The sequence below is a fragment of the Mucilaginibacter antarcticus genome, assembly GCF_042686155.1.
Taxonomy (GTDB): domain Bacteria; phylum Bacteroidota; class Bacteroidia; order Sphingobacteriales; family Sphingobacteriaceae; genus Mucilaginibacter; species Mucilaginibacter antarcticus.
Genome location: NZ_JBHUON010000011.1, coordinates 1 through 21789 on the forward strand (window position 1 = coordinate 1; position 21789 = coordinate 21789).

At 42.3% G+C, this 21789-nt stretch carries 18 protein-coding genes; 9 read left to right on the forward strand and 9 right to left on the reverse strand.

The genetic code is table 11. The features are described 5' to 3' along the window. Nucleotides 1-132: 132 nt before the first annotated feature. Nucleotides 133-1752: a S8 family serine peptidase gene (locus ACFSYC_RS10565; RefSeq protein WP_377126889.1), complete on the reverse strand. Its 1620-nt coding sequence runs from the start codon at nucleotides 1750-1752 to the stop codon at nucleotides 133-135. Nucleotides 1753-2139: 387 nt separating this feature from the next. Here ACFSYC_RS10565 and ACFSYC_RS10570 point away from each other — a divergent pair, with 387 nt between their 5' ends. Together ACFSYC_RS10570 and ACFSYC_RS10575 are read left to right on the forward strand one after the other, a co-directional pair. After that, on the forward strand, nucleotides 2140-3543 hold the full coding sequence (locus tag ACFSYC_RS10570) for a tetratricopeptide repeat protein (protein ID WP_377126892.1): 1404 nt from the start codon (nucleotides 2140-2142) through the stop codon (nucleotides 3541-3543). 89 nt (nucleotides 3544-3632) lie between these two features. Further along, nucleotides 3633-4394, forward strand: coding sequence for a phosphosulfolactate synthase (locus tag ACFSYC_RS10575; protein ID WP_377126894.1), 762 nt, complete (start codon nucleotides 3633-3635; stop codon nucleotides 4392-4394). A gap of 286 nt (nucleotides 4395-4680) precedes the next feature. On the opposite strand, the gene ACFSYC_RS10580 is transcribed toward ACFSYC_RS10575, so the two are convergent. Next, nucleotides 4681-6483, reverse strand: coding sequence for a tetratricopeptide repeat-containing sensor histidine kinase (locus tag ACFSYC_RS10580; RefSeq protein ID WP_377126897.1), 1803 nt, complete (start codon nucleotides 6481-6483; stop codon nucleotides 4681-4683). A gap of 200 nt (nucleotides 6484-6683) precedes the next feature. Between ACFSYC_RS10580 and ACFSYC_RS10585 the strand changes: the two genes are divergently transcribed. Next, nucleotides 6684-6926, forward strand: a complete 243-nt coding sequence (locus tag ACFSYC_RS10585) for a hypothetical protein (RefSeq protein ID WP_377126900.1) — start codon at nucleotides 6684-6686, stop codon at nucleotides 6924-6926. A 45-nt stretch (nucleotides 6927-6971) separates the two neighbouring features. On the opposite strand, the gene recO is transcribed toward ACFSYC_RS10585, so the two are convergent. The 4 genes from recO to ACFSYC_RS10605 form a co-directional block, all read right to left on the reverse strand. After that, complete coding sequence (recO, locus tag ACFSYC_RS10590; RefSeq protein WP_377126903.1) at nucleotides 6972-7697, reverse strand: DNA repair protein RecO; 726 nt, start codon at nucleotides 7695-7697, stop codon at nucleotides 6972-6974. Next, the gene (locus tag ACFSYC_RS10595) at nucleotides 7687-8052 is read right to left on the reverse strand and encodes a diacylglycerol kinase family protein (RefSeq protein ID WP_377126906.1); all 366 of its coding nucleotides are present in this window, start codon (nucleotides 8050-8052) and stop codon (nucleotides 7687-7689) included. Before ACFSYC_RS10595 ends, recO begins: the two co-directional genes overlap by 11 nt. 67 nt (nucleotides 8053-8119) lie before the next feature. After that, nucleotides 8120-8638, reverse strand: coding sequence for a hypothetical protein (locus tag ACFSYC_RS10600; protein WP_377126909.1), 519 nt, complete (start codon nucleotides 8636-8638; stop codon nucleotides 8120-8122). 70 nt (nucleotides 8639-8708) lie between these two features. Beyond that, nucleotides 8709-9320, reverse strand: coding sequence for a hypothetical protein (locus ACFSYC_RS10605; RefSeq protein ID WP_377126912.1), 612 nt, complete (start codon nucleotides 9318-9320; stop codon nucleotides 8709-8711). A gap of 218 nt (nucleotides 9321-9538) precedes the next feature. Between ACFSYC_RS10605 and ileS the strand changes: the two genes are divergently transcribed. From ileS to ACFSYC_RS10625, 4 genes are all read left to right on the forward strand, one after another. After that, nucleotides 9539-12922 (forward strand): isoleucine--tRNA ligase, encoded by a 3384-nt coding sequence (gene ileS, locus ACFSYC_RS10610; protein ID WP_377126915.1) that lies wholly within the window; start codon nucleotides 9539-9541, stop codon nucleotides 12920-12922. After that, nucleotides 12922-13305: a TraR/DksA family transcriptional regulator gene (locus ACFSYC_RS10615; protein WP_377126918.1), complete on the forward strand. Its 384-nt coding sequence runs from the start codon at nucleotides 12922-12924 to the stop codon at nucleotides 13303-13305. Before ileS ends, ACFSYC_RS10615 begins: the two co-directional genes overlap by 1 nt. Beyond that, nucleotides 13306-13929, forward strand: a complete 624-nt coding sequence (locus ACFSYC_RS10620) for a lipoprotein signal peptidase (protein WP_377126921.1) — start codon at nucleotides 13306-13308, stop codon at nucleotides 13927-13929. A 595-nt stretch (nucleotides 13930-14524) separates the two neighbouring features. Further along, nucleotides 14525-15832, forward strand: a complete 1308-nt coding sequence (locus ACFSYC_RS10625) for an ammonium transporter (RefSeq protein ID WP_377126923.1) — start codon at nucleotides 14525-14527, stop codon at nucleotides 15830-15832. A gap of 161 nt (nucleotides 15833-15993) precedes the next feature. On the opposite strand, the gene ACFSYC_RS10630 is transcribed toward ACFSYC_RS10625, so the two are convergent. Further along, nucleotides 15994-16398, reverse strand: a complete 405-nt coding sequence (locus ACFSYC_RS10630; protein WP_377126926.1) for a hypothetical protein — start codon at nucleotides 16396-16398, stop codon at nucleotides 15994-15996. A gap of 232 nt (nucleotides 16399-16630) precedes the next feature. Here ACFSYC_RS10630 and ACFSYC_RS10635 point away from each other — a divergent pair, with 232 nt between their 5' ends. Further along, a complete protein-coding gene (locus ACFSYC_RS10635) occupies nucleotides 16631-17596 on the forward strand; it encodes an isopenicillin N synthase family dioxygenase (RefSeq protein ID WP_377126929.1) in 966 nt (321 codons plus the stop codon). Nucleotides 17597-17680: 84 nt separating this feature from the next. Here the strand turns inward: ACFSYC_RS10635 and ACFSYC_RS10640 are convergent, their stop codons facing one another. Continuing rightward, the gene (locus tag ACFSYC_RS10640; protein WP_377126931.1) at nucleotides 17681-18265 is read right to left on the reverse strand and encodes a DUF1543 domain-containing protein; all 585 of its coding nucleotides are present in this window, start codon (nucleotides 18263-18265) and stop codon (nucleotides 17681-17683) included. Further along, nucleotides 18262-19971, reverse strand: coding sequence for an FAD/NAD(P)-binding protein (locus tag ACFSYC_RS10645; protein WP_377126934.1), 1710 nt, complete (start codon nucleotides 19969-19971; stop codon nucleotides 18262-18264). The genes ACFSYC_RS10640 and ACFSYC_RS10645 overlap by 4 nt, the downstream gene beginning before the upstream one ends. Nucleotides 19972-20197: 226 nt before the next feature. On the opposite strand from ACFSYC_RS10645, the gene ACFSYC_RS10650 reads away from it, so the two are divergent. Beyond that, on the forward strand, nucleotides 20198-21706 hold the full coding sequence (locus ACFSYC_RS10650; RefSeq protein ID WP_377126937.1) for a glycoside hydrolase family 76 protein: 1509 nt from the start codon (nucleotides 20198-20200) through the stop codon (nucleotides 21704-21706). Nucleotides 21707-21789 lie beyond the last annotated feature (83 nt).

Sequence of the window (21789 nt, forward strand, 5' to 3'; positions counted from 1 at the left end):
CTCGCTATAGCCCTGATCGTTGTGCAATGCGGCGGAGACCCGGGTTTGTTTTTCAAAACATAAAAATGGTCGGAATTTCTTCCGACCATTCGTGGCCAATTAGCCCACCTTTTTATTTGTAAGTATTTGCACTTACTTTCTTTCACCCTTTAACTTAGATGCTATTTGTAACGCTTTATAAGCATTAACAATACCACCGGCTTTGCTTAAGGTTGTAAAGTCAACTTTCTGGTCTTTACTGCCCGGTTTAAGGGTCATGCTACCTGTAAGTGGCGTTGCCGACTCCAATATTACTTGCTTTAATTGCTTAGCGCTTAAAGTTGGATAATGCTCTAATATCAAAGCGGCCACACCTGCCACAATTGGCGATGAGAAGCTGGTACCATCGGCTGTGTTAAACTCAGCATCGGTATCTATCGATGTTACTTTTGCACCCGGGGCAAACACGTCAACATTCTTCTTGCCGTAGTTGCTGAAGCTGGCGGCTAGCTCGTCACCGGCTTTAGCGCCTGATGCGCCTACACAGATTACGTTAGCCGCGTCGCTTGATGAACCGTCTTCAAAAATATCGTTAGGATATTGTGGTTTGATATCCATATCCTGGCCGTCATTGCCTGATGCCTGCACCAGCAATACATCTTTACCTGCAGCGTATTTAAAGGCTTCGTCAACCCAATCTTTATGCGGCGATAACTTTTTACCAAAACTCATGTTGATGACCTTGGCGCCGTTATCAACCGCGTAACGTATCGCGTTAGCAATATCTTTATCGTACTCGTCACCGTTTGGTACTGCTTTAATGGCCATAATACGAACGTTATCGGCTACGCCATCTATACCGTAGTTGTTGCCGCGTACAGCGCCTATGAGGCCGGCCACACCGGTACCATGAGATGCGTCAGGAGCTTTCAGAATGTTATTTCCATAGGGTTTACCACCGCGTTCATCCGGGTTGTCGCCCATTATTCTTTTGCGCGACTCCAGGTCAGGATTAATGTCATTGTTGAGTTTTTCCATATACTGCGCAATATCTTTCATCACCTTGCCATTATCACCTTCGGCCTGCTCAAACATTTGCATCCATACACCTTTACTTTGCATAATGGTGTCGTTGTTGGTGGCCGTAATTTTTTCCAGATCAGCTTTAGTAAACGTAGCCGATGGCGCAAGCTTTAACTCTCTTTTAATATAACCGCTGGTGGCCATTAAAGCATTAATCATTTGGCCTATCTGCGCGGCCTCGGTGCTTGATTTTTCAAAAGTAGCATCGTGTATTTTTTTTACATTCAACCAGTAGGCATACTCTTTTTCGCTCCCCGCGGGAGCGGAAGTCAACGTGCCATATTTCGGTTTTAGGCGGGCATATTCTCGTATTTCTTCAGTGGTTTCAGTATAGTTAACCTTGCCGCCCGGGCCGCCAAGAAAGTCCCAGCCATGCACATCATCAACCAGCCCATTGCCGTCGTCATCTTTACCGTTAGCCGCGGTTTCTTTGGGGTTTACCCAAAGGATGCTTTTAAGGTCTTTTTGGGCAGTGTCTATGCCACTGTCAATAGTGGCTACTACCACCGTTTTGCCTTTTTTTCCTTTTACAAAGTTGTAAGCATTATTTAAGCTGATGCCGTAATAACCATCGGTTTTCAGATCTAATTGGTGCCAGTTTTTAGGCGCCTCTTGCGCCGAAGCATTGAAGCTAAGAAACAGGGCCGCATAGGTAACCACCCCAAAAGTGTATTTCTTAAAATTAGTCATGTATCGTTAAATTTTGTGTAATATATTAAATATACGGGCTTGGTGAAAACTGACCACATATGGCTTTTTAACGCTGCCGGGTGACAAATGTTTTATGTAAGCTTTATGTAAATGTTTAAAGGTTTAGTTACATAGGGGCGCGTTGTGCGTATCTTTGTTATACTAAAGGTAAAATATCTTTAATGCAAATCAGATCCAATCCTCCCCATTGCCAGCCAAATGCTTTGTTATTAATAATCAACACTTTGCATTTGCCAATGTTAAAAATGTTTGGATGTTGAAAACTTAATTGCCGTAGGGGGCATTTTACTTGTAATTTAAACTCAACTAAAGTTTAATAGTCTAACCTAAAAGTGGATTATTAAACCTGTTCTTAAGCACTAATTAATGGAAGAAGACTTTGAATTTGGTTTTACCGAAGATCCAAAATTCTCGGTAGAGCGGTACGAGGAAATGATCAGGAATCATGACCAGTACTTTTTTGATGCCCAGGCGTTTGAGAACATCATCGATTACTATATCGAAAAAAATGACCCCGCCAAGGCTTTACAAGTAGCCGAGTATGCTGCAAACCAGCATCCTTTTGCGGCGGTATTTTTAGTTAAGCAAGCGCAGTTACTGGCAATTACCAACCAAACCACCGCCGCTTTTGCGGCGCTGGATAAGGCCGCTATGCTCGAAGCTTCGGACGCTGATATTTATATTATCCGCGGTAACATGTTTGAAAGCATGGAACGCTACACAGAAGCTTTGGAGAATTACGAAAAAGCGCTTGAACGCGCCGAAGAGACTGACGAGATACTGTTGCACATAGCCTACGTTTACCAAAATATGGGCGATTACGAGACATCAATAACCTACCTGAAGCTTTGCCTGGAGCAAAACATGGAGAACCAGGATGCGCTGTATGAGCTGGCTTTTTGCTATGATGTACTTGACAATCAAGAAGAAAGCGTGCAGTTTTATCAGCAATATATCGACAACGAGCCTTATAGCTACGCTGCCTGGTATAACCTGGGTAACGCGTTTACCAAATTAAGTTTGTTTGAAAAAGCTATTGACGCTTATGATTATGCCATATTGATCAAAGACAGTTTTGCCTCGGCTTACTTTAACAAGGGTAACGCGCTGGTAAATTTAGAAAAGTATGCCGAAGCTATAGAAGTGTATCGCCATACATTTGAGTATGAGCAGCCTAATGCCGATACGTATTGCGCCATTGGCGAGTGTTACGAGAAGCTTGAGCAGATGGATGACGCGCGTGCTTTTTACAAAAAATCAGTAAAAATGGACCCAAAATTGGCCGACGCGTGGTTTGGCATTGGTGTGACGCTTGATTTTGAGGAACGTTATTTTGAAGCCCTGCACTTTTATAAAAAAGCGCTGGATATTGACGCCCTTAACGCCGACTACTGGTTTGCCATTGCCGATGCCGAATACAAGCTTGGCCATATGAAAGAGGCCGAAGAGGCTTACGAAAAAGTGGTTGAGCTTAACCCTATGGATATTGATGCCTGGTTAGATTATTCGTCGATACTTTATGAGGATGAAAGACTAACGGGCGCAATCGAGATCGTGGCCGAGGGTATAAAAAACAACCCTGAAGCCGCAGAGCTTTATTTCCGCTTGGTAGCTTACCTGTTTGCTAAAGGCGAGTATAACGAAGCGCTGAGCCAATTAGAAATGGCACTAGCTACAGACCCGGAAAAGCATCACATTTTATTTGATTATTTGCCACAGTTGCAAGACAATAAAGTGATATTGGATATTATAAACCGTTACACGCGGTAACCCTTACTTACCTTAAAAAGCTAAAACGTTTCAAGTTTTAGCTTTTTTTTTAGACTTTTACGCCGTTTAGCACCTCACTGGCTTTTATAATGAATTATACAATCAATAATCTTCCGGAACGCACGGAAAAACCACGCGAGAGCGGCTATACCATGGTAATGGACAAGGGCCTGAGCTTACGGCAAGTTGAAGATTTTTTAGAAGTTGCCAGCACCTATACCGACATTGTAAAGCTGGGCTGGGCAACATCATACGTAACCCCAAACCTTGATCAAAAGATAAAAATGTACCAGGATGCCGGCATACCGGTATACTTTGGCGGTACTTTATTTGAGGCTATGATAGTACGTGGGCAGTTTGATGATTATTGCCGCATAGTGGACAAATATAATCTTCAGCATGTTGAGGTATCCGACGGATCCATTACTATCAACCACGATGTTAAATGTGATTACATTAAAACACTTGCTAAAAACTTTACTGTAATATCCGAGGTTGGATCAAAGGACGTGCAGAAGATATTTGCTCCCTACAAATGGATCCAACTGATGAAAGCCGAGCTTGAAGCCGGATCATGGAAGGTTATTGCAGAAGCACGCGAAAGCGGCAACGTAGGCATCTACCGCGACTCGGGCGAAGTGCGCCAGGGTTTGGTTGACGAGATATTGACCCAAATACCCGAGCAAACCATTATTTGGGAAGCCCCACAAAAAGCGCAACAAGTATGGTTCATTAAATTGATTGGCGCTAATGTAAATCTGGGTAACATAGCCCCTGCCGACAGCATCCCCTTAGAAACGCTTCGCCTGGGTATCCGCAGCGATACTTTCGATCATTTTTTGGGATTGTAGCGGGGCTTTATTGACCCGCGTTTAGTAATTTATTTTTAGAGCCTTAACCATACCATCTCTGAAACGCAATATTGTTAATTACTGCCTGATATTTGCGAAAGTAAAACGTTAAATTTTGTTAAACAGGCAGGAAAGCAATTTGCCTTAAAACCACAAGTTTTATATTTGCAGTAATTATTACCTATCTAACCACCCCCATTGTTCTTTATGATACGTTAATGAGTCAGTTAATACAAAGAGAGAACCCACAAAAGAGTTCTCTCTTTTTGGTTTAGTGATTGTTTAATTAAAAGTCCTCGCCTAGTGGTATAAAGATAGCAATCAAAGTCCCCTTGGTTTCTTCCGAAAATATATCAACCCTGCCTTTTAAATATGCCGCGCGGGTTATAATATTTTTGATGCCAATTCCGTCAAAATATTTTCTGTCAGCAGTGTTAAATCCCCGGCCGTTATCCTTTATAGTTGCAGCTATTTGTTTTTCATCACGTGTTAGTATTATATCAAGCTTTGAAGCTTGCGAGTGTTTGATAACATTGTTAACACTCTCTTGCACAATACGGTAAAGCACCGTTTCAATATCACTATCTAACCTACCCTCCATATTGTGGGCTTTAACATCTATTTTTAAATGATAGGAATCAATCTTCTTAACAAAATCTTCAATAGCCGTTGTCAGTCCGTTTTGCAATAAGCTGCCCGGCATCATCTGGTGAGCTATCAGCCTAACTTCTTTACAGCTCTCGTCTACCATGGCCAGGGTTTTATCGCCCAGCGTAACCATAGCCGGATCACTTAAATTAGCGCGGCACAGCAAGCCGCTAAGGTTCAGTTTGACTGCAGAGAACAACTGCCCTACACCATCGTGCAAATCAGAGGCTATGCGTTTCCGCTCATTCTCTTCGGCTTCTATAATGGCTTTTGTAGCCATGGCCTGATGTTTTATAGCAGCTTCTTGTAACGCCGTTTTTTGGTTTAATTTGTCACGGGTATAAATCTGATAACCAATAACAAGCGCGGCTAAAAACACAATTGCTATAACCATAATGGTCATGTTCCGTCGCAGTATCTCTAACTGCTGCTGCTGTATCAGCTTTTGCTTTTTAGCAGTTTCGTACTTTACATTAAGTTCAGATAGTTGCTTTGTGCTTTCAAGATTGATAAACTTATCCTTTGACTGCATAAACTGTTGATGATATAGATACGCGTTTTTGTAGTCGCCAGCCTTTGATGCCGCATCGGCCATGGTTTCGTAAGCTGTTTCAATAATCTCAATAGCATCAATTTTTGTAGCCAAATCCTTACTTTTAGTAGCATACATAATGGCTTGCTGATAGTTATTCATCGCACTATATAAGCCACCAATGTTATTATATGTTGCGGCCATTATCCACTTGTCGTTGCTTTTTTCAGACAGGGCAAGTGCCTTTAAATTGTATTGTAATGATGCACCAAAGTCTTTTTTAAACTTGTAAACAATAGCAAGATTGCTTAACACCATTGATATTTTTGCCGGGATGTTCTTTTTGGTGTAAACCTTCAAGGCATTCTTATAGACCGCCAAAGCCATATCATATTTCTTTTGCTGCTCGTAAACGGTCCCTTTATTGTTTTGACAATCTGCCACTAACTCGTCCTCATTAATTGACGCAGCTATTAGTTCCCCTTTGTCATAATAAGCAAGTGCTTCCTCAAATTTCTTCCAGCTGATGTACAGGGCGCCAATGTTTTTATACACATGGGCCAATAAATTTTTATCGGCTATTTTTTCGGCACCACTTTGTGCCTGGTGATAATGGTTAAGCGCCTTTACATTGTCGCCTTTGTCAGCATAAAGCTTACCTATACTTATTTGAGCGTTAACAAAAGCTTTAGTGTCATTTTTTTTTAAGGCGGTAGCGGCTACTTCTTTAAACAATAGTTCTGCGGTATCAGTGTTCGAGGCTTGGGCATGTGCTGTAGCCAATTTTATCTTAACCCCCAGGCTATCCGGGTGCTTTTTAAATTCGGCAGTATAGGTGGCTACACGCTCCTGGGCGTTGCTAAAGAACGCCAGCGTTATAGCAAAAACAATGAGGGATAGTTTTTTCATTAAGGGTATGCAAGAAGGTTGGTTTAATCAATGGCCTAAAATACAACACATTATCGTAATTATAATGCTCAAAAACGCTGAGGGATAAATATTCCCGCGTTGTATCATTCAAATTGTACGCTCCGTTTTACCAGGTAAGTAAAAATGCCGTTAAAACATCCTTGGTGTTGCGGTGTTATTAGTAGAAAATACTGAAAACCATGATCGAATCCAAAGACACCAAACCAGCAGAAAAAGACGGCAGATACCGTTTCGAAATACATTATAGTGGCCGCGATGTAACTTGCGTGGTTGAGAAAGAACAGAAAATGCTGCATGTAACTATCGACGATAACCTTAACGCCGAGCTGAAAATTAATAACGACGACAGCATCAGTCAAATAGACGGCGCTCAATTGCCGGAGTCATGCATTGAATATATTAAGAAGCAGGTTCTGCAATAAAATATCTCCCTAATCTTCTGCTTTGAAGAAGATTAGGGAAACCTTTTAACCTAATACCTCCTCCAATATCTCGTGCGAGCGGATATTTCCAAAACCTTCAACATGTAGCGCGTAATACTCAAGCAGCTTGGCTATCAAATAACGGCGCTCATCATTGCTTAATTTTAATGATGACAGATTTTCGAAGCTTGAATGCAATAAACTGCCGAAGTTTTGCGTGTGCGGGGGGGATAAATACAAAATACTATCGGGCTTGTATTGTTTAAAAACACCGTCCTTCAAATCAAAGTAATCGGCATTATCTACCTGGTACCTGTCGGGGTAGAAACCCAGGTAGCGGGTAAGTTTTACTAGAAACAGCAAGTGAAAATTAGCCAGGCCGTCAGTTTGATGGTCAAGCCACTCAATGGCGCTAAATACAAAATCAAACATGTGCTCGTCGGCGGTTTGTTGTTTGATGGATTTGTAAAGTACCTCGTTTAAAAAAAGAGCCATGCTACTTTTAATAATATCATAAGGAAGGGTCTGCAATACCGGCGCGGTTTTCAATTCTGATATACGCTGTACATTGCCGGCGGCTTTATGATACACTACCATATCCAACAAATGCAGTGGTTGCAACATATTGCGGCTGATCTTAGCCTTCGGTTTTTTTACGCCGTTAATGATGTACGATTGCAGGCCCAGCTTTTCGGTAAACACCTGCACTATTACGCTGCTTTCGCCGTAGTCGGTAGTTTTTAAAACTATGCCCCGGGTTTTATGCAGCATTGATAAGCGCTAATATTTTAGGAAGAAAAATGATCAGACCCTCAATCACCGCAAACAGTGCTGCAATAACAACCGCCCCGGCAGCAATATCTTTTACATGCCCCGCCAGTTCGTTGTACTCCGGAGATACCAGGTCAACCAAAAACTCTAGTGCGGTATTAAACAGCTCGGCCATTAACACAATGGCAATGCAGGCAACTATCCACATCCACTCGCCCATCGAAATATGCAGGGCATATCCTAAAAAGCAAGCCAGCAACGAGACCACCAAATGCACCCGGAAGTTAAGCTGAGTTTTGGTAGCATGGGCCAAGCCTTTAAAAGCATAGCTAAAGCTGCGGATGAGTTTTTTCATTGGTTCAAATTTACTGAAAAAGACAGTATGTTTAACTGTAAGCCACGGGGGTTATCGTGCAATGGCGCTACTTTGCGCTCTCTAACTTGAAACCTTGTAAAAGTATACTGCCGATAATGTCTGGCCACAATTCGTAGGAGAGCAATTTTGGTAATACAGGCGCTATACTGGTACTTTTCCAGCCGTCAGTATTTATTATACTTATATGCGCTTTGTAGACAAGGTTTTTTGAAAATGGGTTGTACACTTTTAATATCATCTCCTTGTGGATGTTGCCTTCGTAGCTCTGAAAAAATGTAAAACGCATGGTCTTTTCTTTGTTCATTATCGTGGGTACTATCTTGAAATTAATGAGGCTGTCTTTTTCCAAATCTACTTCTACCAAAACATCATCTCCCGGAAAGAGTTGCAATACGCCTTCATCCACTAAATAAAATGTTTCTTTAAAAGGTTGATCAAATGCTATGCTATCGTTAATACGAAGTGACAAGGTAAACGGTGGACGAACAGTACCTTTCTTTGATTGCGCAAATACGGCATGACCGATAAATATTAATAATAGTGTAACTAAACTTTTGGCCGACATAAATGGCAAGATTAAAGAAAAAAAGTAACATTCTATAAATACGTGGGTAAATGATGCTTTACCCTTTTATCTAACAGGGCATCCAAAAATCAATTGTTATAAGCTTTCCATTTTTAAACAACAAATGCCAGGCAGAATCATTAACTACTTTCCCTGTTTCAATTCTAATCGATATTACTTTTTCATTATTCTCCAATGACACATTGGATTGGTCACCAACTGCCTTCGGGAATAGTTTAGCGACCGCGCTCAGGGTAGTTCTATTATCAAACCGTAGTTTTCCGGCAGTGAATATCACACCCGGTTGTCTAAAGTTTAGCGAGCTAATTACAACCGTATCTCCGTAAAGTTCAAAACTACTGCCTTTTATATAAACGTTTTTAAAAGGCCTATCATAGTAGTATGATACACAAACATTCTCCATATTCTGGGTAACGATGCTATCAGGCTTACCAAGTGCAGTGTACAATAGTTTGGTTGTAGTAATCATCGGTATAGTACCATTGATACGTGCTTCGTCCCATGCTATATATTCGGTACCGGTATTTAAGGCTGTATTTTTACCTGAAGTACCAACGGGCACCGCAACCGTATCTGACTGTTTTATAACACTCGTACCATTACAAGAAAACACAAGGGCGAATCCAAGCAAACAGGCTGTAATAATTAAAAGGGTTTTCATGGTGATAAGGTATATGATGTAAAGATATTATTTCTCGCAAAGCTTGTATCTATTAAAAGAAAGCCCTACCTAAGTGCCTTGAAGCGAACATTCTTATTACTCAACACCATTCCTGAAAGCTCAAACTTGAAGGCCGGCAAATTCATCCCCCATAAATACTCTTTTTCATTACAAATTGCCTAATTTTGCAACCTCTAAAAATAAGGGGTAAAATATTAATGTACAAGGAATATAAGCAGTTAAACTTATCGCAAACGGGTAAAGATGTGTTGGAGTTTTGGAAGCAGAACAACATCTTCGAAAAAAGCATAAGCAGCCGCCCTGCCGGTAACCCATATACATTTTATGAAGGTCCGCCAAGCGCCAATGGCATGCCGGGCATCCACCACGTTATGGCCCGCGCCATTAAGGATATTTTTTGCCGTTACAAAACGCTTAAAGGTTTCCAGGTAAAACGTAAAGGCGGCTGGGATACGCACGGCTTACCTATTGAGCTGGCTGTTGAGAAAGCTTTGGGCATCACTAAAGAAGATATCGGCAAAAAAATTACGGTTAAAGAGTATAACGACGCCTGCCGCAAAGAGGTAATGCGCTATACCGATATTTGGAATGACCTTACCGAAAAAATGGGCTACTGGGTTGACCTTGAAAACCCATACATCACTTACGAGAATAATTATATCGAGTCGCTTTGGTGGATACTGAAACAGCTACACGATAAAGGCTTTTTATATAAAGGTTATACTATACAGCCATATTCACCAAAATCGGGCACGGGCCTAAGCTCGCACGAGCTTAACCAGCCGGGCACCTACAAAATGGTGAAGGATACCACCATTACCGCGCAGTTTAAAGTTAAGCGCGATGGCGATTCTGAGTTTTTATACAGCGATATCAATACCGATCTTTTCATATTGGCATGGACGACCACGCCGTGGACCCTACCGTCAAACAGCGCATTGGCTGTTGGCGAAAAGATTACCTATGCCAAAATAGCTACTTTCAATCCCTATACTTTTGAGCCAATCACCGTTGTATTGGCAAAAGATCTGGTGGCAAAATTATTTAAGGCCGATGCCGAGAACACATCGTTTGAGGATTATAAAGGCGGTGATAAACTGATCCCCTGGACTATAAAAGGAACTTATAAAGGATCTGAATTAGTTGGCATTCACTACGATCAATTAATGCCGTATGTAACCAATGCAGATCTTCAGGCAAATGGTTTCCGTGTTATCGCGGGAGATTTTGTGACTACCGAAGATGGTACAGGTATAGTACACATTGCACCAACCTTTGGCGCGGATGACTTTAGGGTAGCTAAAGATGCAGGCGTACCCGCCGTAATGGTAAAAGACGAGAATGGCAAGGATGTTCCGTTAGTTAACAAGCAAGGTAAGTTTGTTGACGAGGTTACTGACTTTGCAGGCTTTTACGTTAAAGAAGATTATTACAGCACAGAAGAGCGCGCGGTTGAAGGCTTTAAATCTACCGACGTACTCATTTCCATAAAATTAAAGACCGAGAACAAAGCGTTTGACGTTAAGAAATACGAACACAGCTACCCGCACTCGTGGCGCAGCGATGAGCCTATACTTTATTACCCCCTAGATAGCTGGTTTATTAAAACCACCGCTGTAAAGGATAAGATGGTAACGCTTAACAAAACCATCAACTGGAAACCGGAGTCGACCGGCACAGGCCGTTTTGGCAACTGGCTGGAGAATTTGGTAGACTGGAACCTGTCGCGCTCACGCTACTGGGGTACACCTTTACCTATCTGGCGCGATGAGGAGGGCAAGGAAGAAATTTGCATTGGCTCTATAGCTGAACTTAACGCCGGGATCGAAAAATCAATCGCCGCGGGCTTTATGCCGCAGGGCTTTGTATTAGAGGATATGCATCGCCCTTATGTTGACGATGTGATATTGGTATCGTCAACCGGCAAAAAAATGGTGCGCGAGCTTGACCTTATTGATGTTTGGTTTGACAGCGGCGCCATGCCGTATGCGCAATGGCATTTCCCGTTTGAAAATAAAGAGGAGTTTGCAAACTCGTACCCGGCAGATTTTATTGCTGAAGGTGTAGATCAAACCCGTGGCTGGTTCTTTACCCTGCACGCCATTGCGGTAATGCTTAGCGAAGCCAGCGACGAGATCAAAGAAATTAATGCCGGAGTTAATAACCCGGGTGTAGCGTTTAAAAACGTCATATCTAACGGCTTGGTGCTGGACAAAAACGGCAATAAGATGTCAAAGCGCTTAGGGAACGGGGTCGATCCGTTTGCTACTATTGAGCAGTTTGGCGCCGACGCACCACGTTGGTACATGATTAGCAATGCCGCGCCGTGGGACAACCTTAAATTTAACGCCGATGGCATAGATGAAGTGCGCCGTAAGTTTTTCGGTACGCTGTATAACACCTACACGTTCTTCACAATGTATGCCAACATTGACAAGTTTACCTACAGTGAGCCGGATATCAATATCCAGGACCGCCCGGAGATAGACCGTTGGATCATATCATTACTAAATACCCTGAGCAAAGAGGTTGATGCTTTTTATGAGGACTTTGAGCCAACAAAAGCGGCCCGCGCCATACAGGAGTTTGTAGATGTTAACTTAAGCAACTGGTTTGTACGCTTAAGCCGCCGCCGTTTCTGGAAGTCAGACGACTCGCAGGATAAGCTATCGGCGTATCAAACCTTATACAACTGTTTAATTACAGTAGCCAAGTTAATGTCGCCTATCGCACCGTTTTTTGCTGAGCGTTTATATACCGACCTGAACAGCATCACCAAAAAAGAACCGTTTGAGTCTGTACATCTTTCCTACTTCCCTGATCATATTGCCGCGTTGGTAAACGAGTCGTTAGAGGAGCGCATGCAAATGGCACAGGACATATCGTCACTGGTGTTGTCGTTACGTAAAAAAGTGGGTATCAATGTGCGTCAGCCGTTAAGCAAAATATTACTGCCTATATTAGACAGGGATTTTGAACACCAGGTTAACCAGATAAAAGACCTTATACTGTCTGAAACCAATATAAAGGATATAGAATATATAACGGATACAGCAGGTTTCATTAAAAAGAAAATTAAGCCAAACTTTAAGGCCCTTGGTGCTAAAGTAGGTAAGGATATGAAAGCTGTGGCCGATGCTATTAACAATTTTACGCAGGACGACATCAGCCAACTTGAAACCGAAGGCAGCATCAATATACTGGATACTAAGTACTTAATTAGCGTAAGCGACGTTGAGATAATTGCAGAAGACGTGCCGGGATGGCAGGTAGCAAATTTAGGCAAACTAACCGTGGCTTTAGATGTTACCATAACCGATGAATTAAAGGAAGAAGGTACGTCGCGCGAACTGATTAACCGTATACAGAACCTGCGCAAAAACAATGGATTTGAAGTAACAGACAGAATTAACGTAAAGTTAACCGACCAGCCATTTATAAGCCGGGCCCTGAATAATAATTTATCATATATTTGCGCCGAAATTTTGGCAGACTCCATAGTAGTTGATAATCAGCTTACTGAGGGCGAAGCCACAACAATTGATGAACAAGAAATAATTATTGCTATTAATAAAGTATAATGAAAGTAGAAAACGAAAAAACCAGATATAGCGACACTGAGTTAAAAGAATTTAAAGACTTATTGTTAGAGAAATTAGCCAGCGCTAAAGAAGAGTTAAATGCCCTGGCAACTTCTTTAAGCTCGCCTAACGCTAACGGTACAGATGATACCGCCGGCACTTACAAAACCTTAGAAGACGGATCTGCAACCTTAGAGAAAGAGCAGATTAACCAATTGGCTGCCCGTCAGAAAAAATTTATTGAACAGTTAGAGGCCGCTTTAGTACGTATTGAAACCAAAACTTACGGTATTTGCCGCGAAACAGGTAAACTAATCCCTAAAGAGCGTTTGCGCGCGGTGCCTCATACCACCTTAACTATGGAAGCTAAACTAAAGCAATAAATGAAGGCTTCGTATTACAAACCTTTTTTACTTGCTTTATTAGTTATCGTTGCCGACCAGGCCATCAAAACCTGGGTACGCATGCACATGTACCAGAGCGAAGAAATTCACTTTTTGGGTGATAGGGGCATGCTGCATTACACCGAAAATAACGGCATGGCCTTTGGTATGGAGCTGGGGGGCGATTGGGGTAAACTTACCTTAACGCTTTTCCGCATAGCTGCTGTTGCCGCCATAGGCTATGGCATTGTGTATTTAGTTAAACACAAGTATCACCGTGGTTTGGTTATGAACGGCGCATTGATATTTGCCGGCGCTATGGGTAATATCATCGACTCTACGTTTTATGGTATCCTGTTTCAAAAGGATGCCTTAGGCAAGTCGCTAGGCCTGTTTCATGGCCGTGTGGTTGATATGTTTTACTTCCCGCTGGTATCAGGCAATTTCCCAACCTGGTTTCCTGTTTGGGGTGGCGAAGATTTTGTTTTCTTCAGGCCGGTATTTAACCTGGCCGATGCATCTATATCCGTAGGTGTTATTTTGATACTGATATTTCAGAATCACTACTTTAAACAAGAAAAACCAGAAGAAGCAGAACCACACAGCGAGATGGTAGAAGATTAACATCCTCTGTAAAAATAATATAATAAAAGCCCTTCGGAGACAATCGGAAGGGCCTTCTTGCTTTAATAGCATTCTGTTTTTAAAATATCTACAATAATTATCCAGTATTGCAGATAATACGTCCCATATTCTACATTTTTTTCACAATCACCGTCCTTTTTCAAAGCAATACTTAAATATTTGTTTTCAAAATTTTATTTATTACAATTTTTCAAGTTAAACAAGCTATAAAAAATCAGTTTTGATGTTTTTTTTCATTTTTATTGTTAATTTTTATAGGATAAATAAAATGTATTGTTAATTTAGCAAAAGAAATACAATAAATAACGGCGTTATTCGTCATTTTTTAATGCTATTTATAGCAAACACTGCATTTATTTAAACTAACCCGGAAATAAATTACACAAAACCGAATAAAAATGATTTTCAGACTTATTATTCAAACAAACCTTATGCAATTACTGCCAACCGCAGTAAAAATTGAGCTTTTTAGGCTCGCAGGTTTGCGCCCGGCTCGAGTGTATGCTACCAATACCCCAAAATCAAAACTCATTAACTAAACATCAACTCATATTAATCACTTAACAAAACACACATGAAAAAAATCGTACCATTTGGCATTCTCATTATCGTTGTCATCCTGGCGCTTACTTTCCCGGGCGCAAAGGCGGCTGCCGCTCCGGCGACAACGTATAACGGGGCTGATATAGCCTGGATGCTTATCTCTACCGCCCTTGTATTATTGATGACCCCGGGCCTTGCTTTCTTCTACGGCGGTATGGTTAGAAAGAAAAACGTTATCTCGACCATGTTGCAGAGCTTTGTTTGTATGGGCTTAATCACCATCATCTGGGTAGTGTTTGGTTTTAGCATGGCCTTTGGCGAAGACGTTGGCGGCTTAGGTTTAATTGGCAACCCTGCCTCTTTCTTTATGATGCAAAACACGATAGGTGTTGCATGGTTAGGCGGCACTATCCCGGTTATCTTGTTCGCAATGTTCCAGTTAAAGTTTGCGGTTATTACACCGGCACTAATTACCGGTGCATTTGCAGAGCGTATCCGCTTTAACTCTTACCTTATTTTTATCACTTTATTCATCATCATCATCTACATCCCGCTTGCTCACGCTACGTGGCACCCAGAAGGTTACTTTTTTAAAATGGGCGTTCTTGACTTTGCAGGTGGCACTGTAGTACACATGTCTGCTGGCTGGGCAGCTTTAGCATCAGCTTTATACTTGAAAAAACGTACCGGCGCCGAAGAGGCACACACACCGGCTCGTATCAGCTACGTAATATTAGGTACCGGTTTACTTTGGTTCGGTTGGTTTGGCTTTAACGCTGGTTCTGCATTAGCATCTGGCGAATTAGCTGCTACCGCTTTAGCTACTACAACTACTGCATCAGCTGCTGCTGCAATGTCATGGATCTTCTTTGATATACTTAGAGGTAAAAAACCATCAGCATTGGGCGCTTGTATTGGTGCTGTGGTAGGTTTAGTGGCTATAACCCCTGCTGCGGGTTTTGTAACGGTATCAAGCTCATTAATTATAGGTATAGTTGCTGCGGTTGTATCTAACCTCGTAGTTATCTGGAGAAGCAAAACCAACATTGACGACACGCTTGACGTATTCCCTTGTCATGGTGTAGGCGGTATGGTTGGTATGCTATTAACCGGTGTATTTGCTACTAAAAGTGTTAACAGCCTAGGCGCTGATGGTTTATTCTATGGTGATTCTGCTTTGTTTATCAAACATGTTATCGCCTTAGTTGCCGTATCAGCCTTCGCGTTTATTGGTGCATTTGTTCTGTTAAAAGTTACAGACCTTATTAGCCCGCTACGTGTATCTGAGGAAGATGAGATTGCCGGTTTGGACGTATCTCAGCACGACGAAGAGCTTTAATCTCTATCACCATAATACAATAAATGGTCAGCTACAATTTTGTACTGACCATTTTTATATCATACTGCCTGCACGGCAGCTTATAAAAGACCTTTAATCGTTTGTTGTTAACCGGTTAAGTGTGAGGGCCTGCTTTCTGTAGTAACAGGAGCAGGCTTTTTTTATTGCCCCGGTTTAATGTTTGGTTTTTGACGTTTAAATTCTAATTGTTTAGCACGTTGTGCTGCTTGCTGCTGCCGTTCTAGCTGACGCTTTTGCCCACGCAGCGCCATTTGCTGTTGCTGCAGCGGTGTTTGCCCCCATATCGGCGGCGGTTGAATCGGCACGCTGACTGATCGCTCCTGCCATTCGCGTATCCGCTCCTGACGGCGCTGCTCGCGGACTGCTTTTTCCTGACCTTTTATTTGCTCGGCCTTTTGCTGAAGGACGTCTTTGGTTTTTTGATCCGGTTTTTCGAAAACTAGCGCAGTATCAGCCTTTTTATGCTGAGCCAGATTTTTTTTCGGCACGGCTATCAGCATAAAAGCTAAAAAAGCGGAGCCTATAATTTTATCTAATATTTTCATAATCACTATCCCTATTGCACCGGGCTTCAACAGCCCGCCTGTTATTATGACATAACAAATTATAAAACGTTTAGTGCTGTAATTGTTTTACGCCGATGAACAAGGCGTCTGGATACGATCAAAACAAAGGATGTTTTTAATTGGTTGGCATATAACACGTTTACTTATACACAACTATATATAAACTGATCTTATTTAAATATTTTTACACGTATTTTTTATTTGATATACTATGAGCACTGCAATAAATATCCCACGCCTTGACTTGAATACCTATGTAAATGGTACTGCAACCGAGCGTAAACAATTCTCTGACGAAATTGGCCAGGCCTTTAACGATACCGGCTTTGTTACTATAACTAACCACGGCTTAAGCAAAGAGCTTATTGACGAACTTTATGCGCAGGTAAAAGCACTTTTTGCCCTGCCCGACAGCGTGAAGCAAAGCTACGAAATACCAGAACTGGCTGGCCAGCGCGGCTATACCGGCAAAAACAAGGAGACTGCCAAAGGCTTTAAAATTCCGGACATGAAGGAGTTTTGGCAAATTGGCCAGACGGTTGAGGGTGATGATGAACTTAAAGCTAGCTACCCGGATAACTTGGAAGTTAAAGAATTGCAAAACTTTAACCCAACCACATTAGAGATTTACAAGAAGTTGGAAAGCGTTGGAAAGCAATTGCTACAGGCCATTGCAGTATATCTTAATTTAGACGAGCATTACTTTGACGATAAGGTAAACAACGGCAACTCGATATTGCGTACGCTGCACTACTTCCCGATTGAGAATCCGGATGCTGTCCCTGCCGACGCGGTACGTGCCGGAGCACATGAAGACATCAACCTGATAACACTGCTAATTGGCGCCAGTGCCGATGGCCTTGAAGTGCTTACCCGAAGTGGAAGCTGGTTCCCGGTAAAAGCGCATGGCGAAGACCTGGTGGTTAACGTAGGCGATATGTTGCAACGGTTAACTAATAATAAACTAAAATCGACCACGCATCGTGTGGTAAACCCTCCCCGCGAGCTGATGAAAGCGTCGCGCTACTCGGTGCCATTCTTTTTGCACCCTAAAGCTGACATGGATTTAACTTCGCTACAATCAACCATCGATGCCGAAAACCCAAAGTTGTACACGGACATCACCGCCGGTGAATATTTGGACGAACGTTTACGTGAGATAGGATTGAAAAAGTAGTTTTTAGGCAAGGGTGGTATTGCAAAATACACCTTTTGATGCTTTCAGCTTATTGAGAGAATGCCTATTTCAAAATATACTGAGTTATAGTCTGTCTAACCTAAAATATCCTAAATGCACTTCATCTTCGCACAAGTTAGCTCCGGGGGCTATTGCAATATGGTACTTATCTTTCTGCGCCTTCGGCAGCATTTCTTCTATCTTATAAATATCATCTACGTCAATACCATACTTATCGTCGATATGCGCATTGGCGCCTTTAACTGACGCTATAGTATTGGTTTTAAAGAAAGCCGCCTTCTTAGCGTTTTGTATGGCCTGGCTGCGGTCTGTATTAACAGACAGGATAACGTAGTGCTGCTCCTCCAACTGCCCTGCGGTATAGCCGCCGAGGTTAATAAAAAACAGCTTGTTGTCTGATGGCACCGTGTTTTCATCCTTTAACACTACGACAATGCTATAGCCTTGCACGGTATTTACCTCGCGCCAACCGTCAATATGCAGGTTGCCTACCGCGCCGCGCCAAAAGGTTTTAATGGCGGGAACCAGCTCTGGGAGCGATGCAGCTATCCCAAAGAAAAAATCATGTTGTTCAACATGCCTGCCGGGCGCTTTTGAGCCTAGTAATAACATATATAGTTTTAATGGTGCTGATGGCTGATCGTTCATGCTTTATTCAAACTTTTAATAATTGCCTTTGATGCTGCTTCACAAAAATCAAGCCCTGAGTAATCTGGGTTAAAGCCACCAATATACGGTACAGCCATTATATAAAGGCGCTCGTTAAAAGCGCCATATTTATCAACCGGCTGGTAGCTGTCATTAATGGCTATGCCCGGTACCCGCAGGTAGTAATTTCCGCCCTCTATCTCCACTCCATCATTGCCGCTATCGCGCTCCTGCCGTGCGTTTTTTTGGTCCTGAAATTGTAGGCGCGCAGGGCTAACTGCATTTTTGCTGATCAAACTTTTATAAGGCAAATCCTCGTAAGCCAGGTGCGCCTGACCCACACAGTCCACAAAGGTTTTAAAATATACCGATTTCTTTAACCCTGTTTCGTCTTTATAAAAATAGGTCGCGCCACCGCTTTGTCCGGGTTCAACATGGCTATCTTCGCCCACAGCTACAATAGTTAATACGCCTGCCTCGTGCAATGCTATCACTTCCTCGCATGAGCTTTGTGGCACGAAGGCAATAACAATTGATATCAACGGCATTAGTACTTTTTTAAGCCGCAAATTATCTTCGGCAGATAAGTATTTTGCCGGATAGTTCATGGAGAAACTCAATATGGCCAGCACCTCTTTCCAATAAACGGATGTTTCATCTTTAATAGATCGCTCAGCCTCCTGGTATTCGGCCAGAAACAAATCAAATGGGTCCAGATGCTCCCTGAATGCCATCGTTGCGCCGACAAATATCTCCAAATTCATATTTTTTTTTTTTTCATAATATTCCGGGCGTTTATCCTTAAATATCTCCTTAAAGTTTTTGTCGAACAGATAGTCGAGTGACATGAAGCCGCCGTTTTCTCCGCGGTGGCACTGCATTTCGGCTTTAGTTAGTGTATCTGTTTTAGATAACTGCGGATCTTCTAAATGGAAACGCACAGCAGGCAATAAACCTTCGCGCGAGTGCATTACCATTTTAAAGCCCTTACTCTCCTCGGCTAATTCATAACGCTTACGGCCGTCAGCATCCTCTGTAAACTCACCATTGGCCCTGCAGAGCGTGCGCAACGCATCAAACGCAGTAAGCGATGAACCTTTGATGGCTACCGGCTCATTCGTTTTGATTTGCAGCTTAGCCGGAGGGTAAGGCGAATCGAAATAGCCGGGTAATTTGCCTTCATTTTTTTGCGGCCAGCGGTGCCCGGTGCATATTATGACATAGTTATACTCCAAGAATTTTTTGCCGGCAATTTGTATAGTTATTATTTCCTGGTCAGCATGATCAATTACATCTGTAACAGTGCTATTAAAATGAATGTTATGGCTGATCTCTTTTTCCTCCGCCTTAGCGCATAGTAAATCAAATTGCGATTGGAGATACCGGCCAAAAACTAAGCGAGGCAGTACTTTATAGTCGTTATAAGACTGCGGTGTGATGTTAAAATGCTGCAGCATTTTTTTTGGCGCTGTTTGTAACCACTCACCCACAGATATCACTAACTCAGGTATTTCATTGCCTGATACATTGGTTATATGCTCGTCGTTAGCACCATCTGCACTGTAGGGCATACCCGAGCCCAGCTGTTGTTTTTTCTCAAAAATATCAATAACCAAATCTTTACGGTTAGCGTAAACCAACTGTTTAAACATAAAGAGGGCGCTTGGTCCTCCGCCTATAATGGCTAAGCGTTTTCTTTGCTCCAAAATTTTAGTGCCGGCCGTTAATGAGCGCAGCTGTCAGACAATAAAACACATCAGCTATTTGTTTTTAGCCGCCGCGTATTTACCACAACCCGGGGGAGTATAATTGACATTTATATATAAGTAGTCTACGCAAACGTTTGCAATGTAACAAGTTCAAAACATTAACTTCTAAATAGAAATTTATCTTCAATATTGCCCTAACAACGAATATCCAACCCCCTACTATATGAAATCATTTTACTTAGGCATCCTGGTCGCTATTATCCTGCTTGCTAACGCGGTGCCTGTCAATGCTCAGACCAGCGGCATAACCTCAGGCGCTATTTACTCCATCAAATCAATATCAAGCGGCAAACTGCTTGACGTTAAAAACTCATCAGTAGATAACGGCGCATTGGTAAATAGCTGGACGGACACCAAATCTGACGCGCAGCGTTGGGTGGTTAATCATTTGGGCAAAGGTATTTATACCCTAACCAACGTAGGTAGCGGTAAGCTGTTACACGCTTCCGCCGCACCCGCCGACTCGGTAGCTATTGACCAGCAAGACAATACAAATGCCGATGATGTTAAATGGACCATTAAAAAAGTAAGCGGTGGCTACAGCCTAATGCCGTTATCAAACTCTAAGTTCGCGCTTAACTTACATAACACCGCAGCCGCTGATGGCACAAAGATCAACTTGGCAGCCACTGCAAAACCCGAGGCACAAACCTGGATCTTCCAAAAAGAAAAAGCGCAGCCCGGCATTGCCGATATCGCAGTAGCAAAAAAAGCTTTTAACGACTGGTACAATGGCTATAAGATAGAAAACCACAACGGGTTTTGGGATCAAGCCGAAATGATTGAGACTGTTTTAGATGCCTATGAGGTTACTAAAGACCCAATTTACAAAACCAAATTTGAAGCCCTGTTTAACAACTTTATCGTTAATCATAAAGAGGACTGGATGTACAATAAGTACAACGACGATATTTCCTGGGCAGTATTATTTAGCGTACGTGGTTACTTGTTTTTTGGCGATAAAAAGTATCTTGAAAAAGCAAAGGACCAATATGACAAGATGTTTAAACGTGCCTTTACCAACACCTATGGCGGTGGCCTAATATGGTACGAAACCAAAACTTCTAAAAACGCTTGCATTGAAGGCCCGGCGTCTGTAGCCGCTTGTTACCTGGCTAAGGCTACCGGCGATAATACCTATTACGATAAGGCCATTGCTTTATATAGCTGGTCAAAAATTTACCTGTTTAATCAAAACACGGGCAAGGTAAAAGATAATGTAGACTTAAACCGCCGTACCGGCTTGCTACGCACCAGCGATATTAGCTTCACTTATAACCAAGGCACTTTTTTAGGTGCGGCTACCATGCTGTATAAATATACCAAAGAAGCTTTTTATTTAGCCGATGCTCAGAAACTGGCCCAATTTACCCGTGATACCATTTACCAGGGTAAAGTGATGAACAACGAGGACAACGGTAATGACCTGCCCGGCTTTAAAGGCATATTTGCCCGTTATGCCCGCATGTATACGCAGGAAACCGGCAAAACGGATCTGGTTGACTGGCTTAATCTTAACGCCAAAGTGGCTTACAATAACCGCAACAGTTATGGCATTACACAAACCAAATGGGCTACCCGTGCCCCAGAAGTTGCGCCGGTATTAAAAAGAGGTTTCGGGCCATCAACAGCTATCTCTTTATACTTTAACTCCTATCCGTTTAAGAAATAAAACCACCTTGTGATATTTGGGAGCCCCTGACTTAGTCGGGGGCTTTTTGCTTTGATGGATTATTTTCTTAATGCTAAACAATG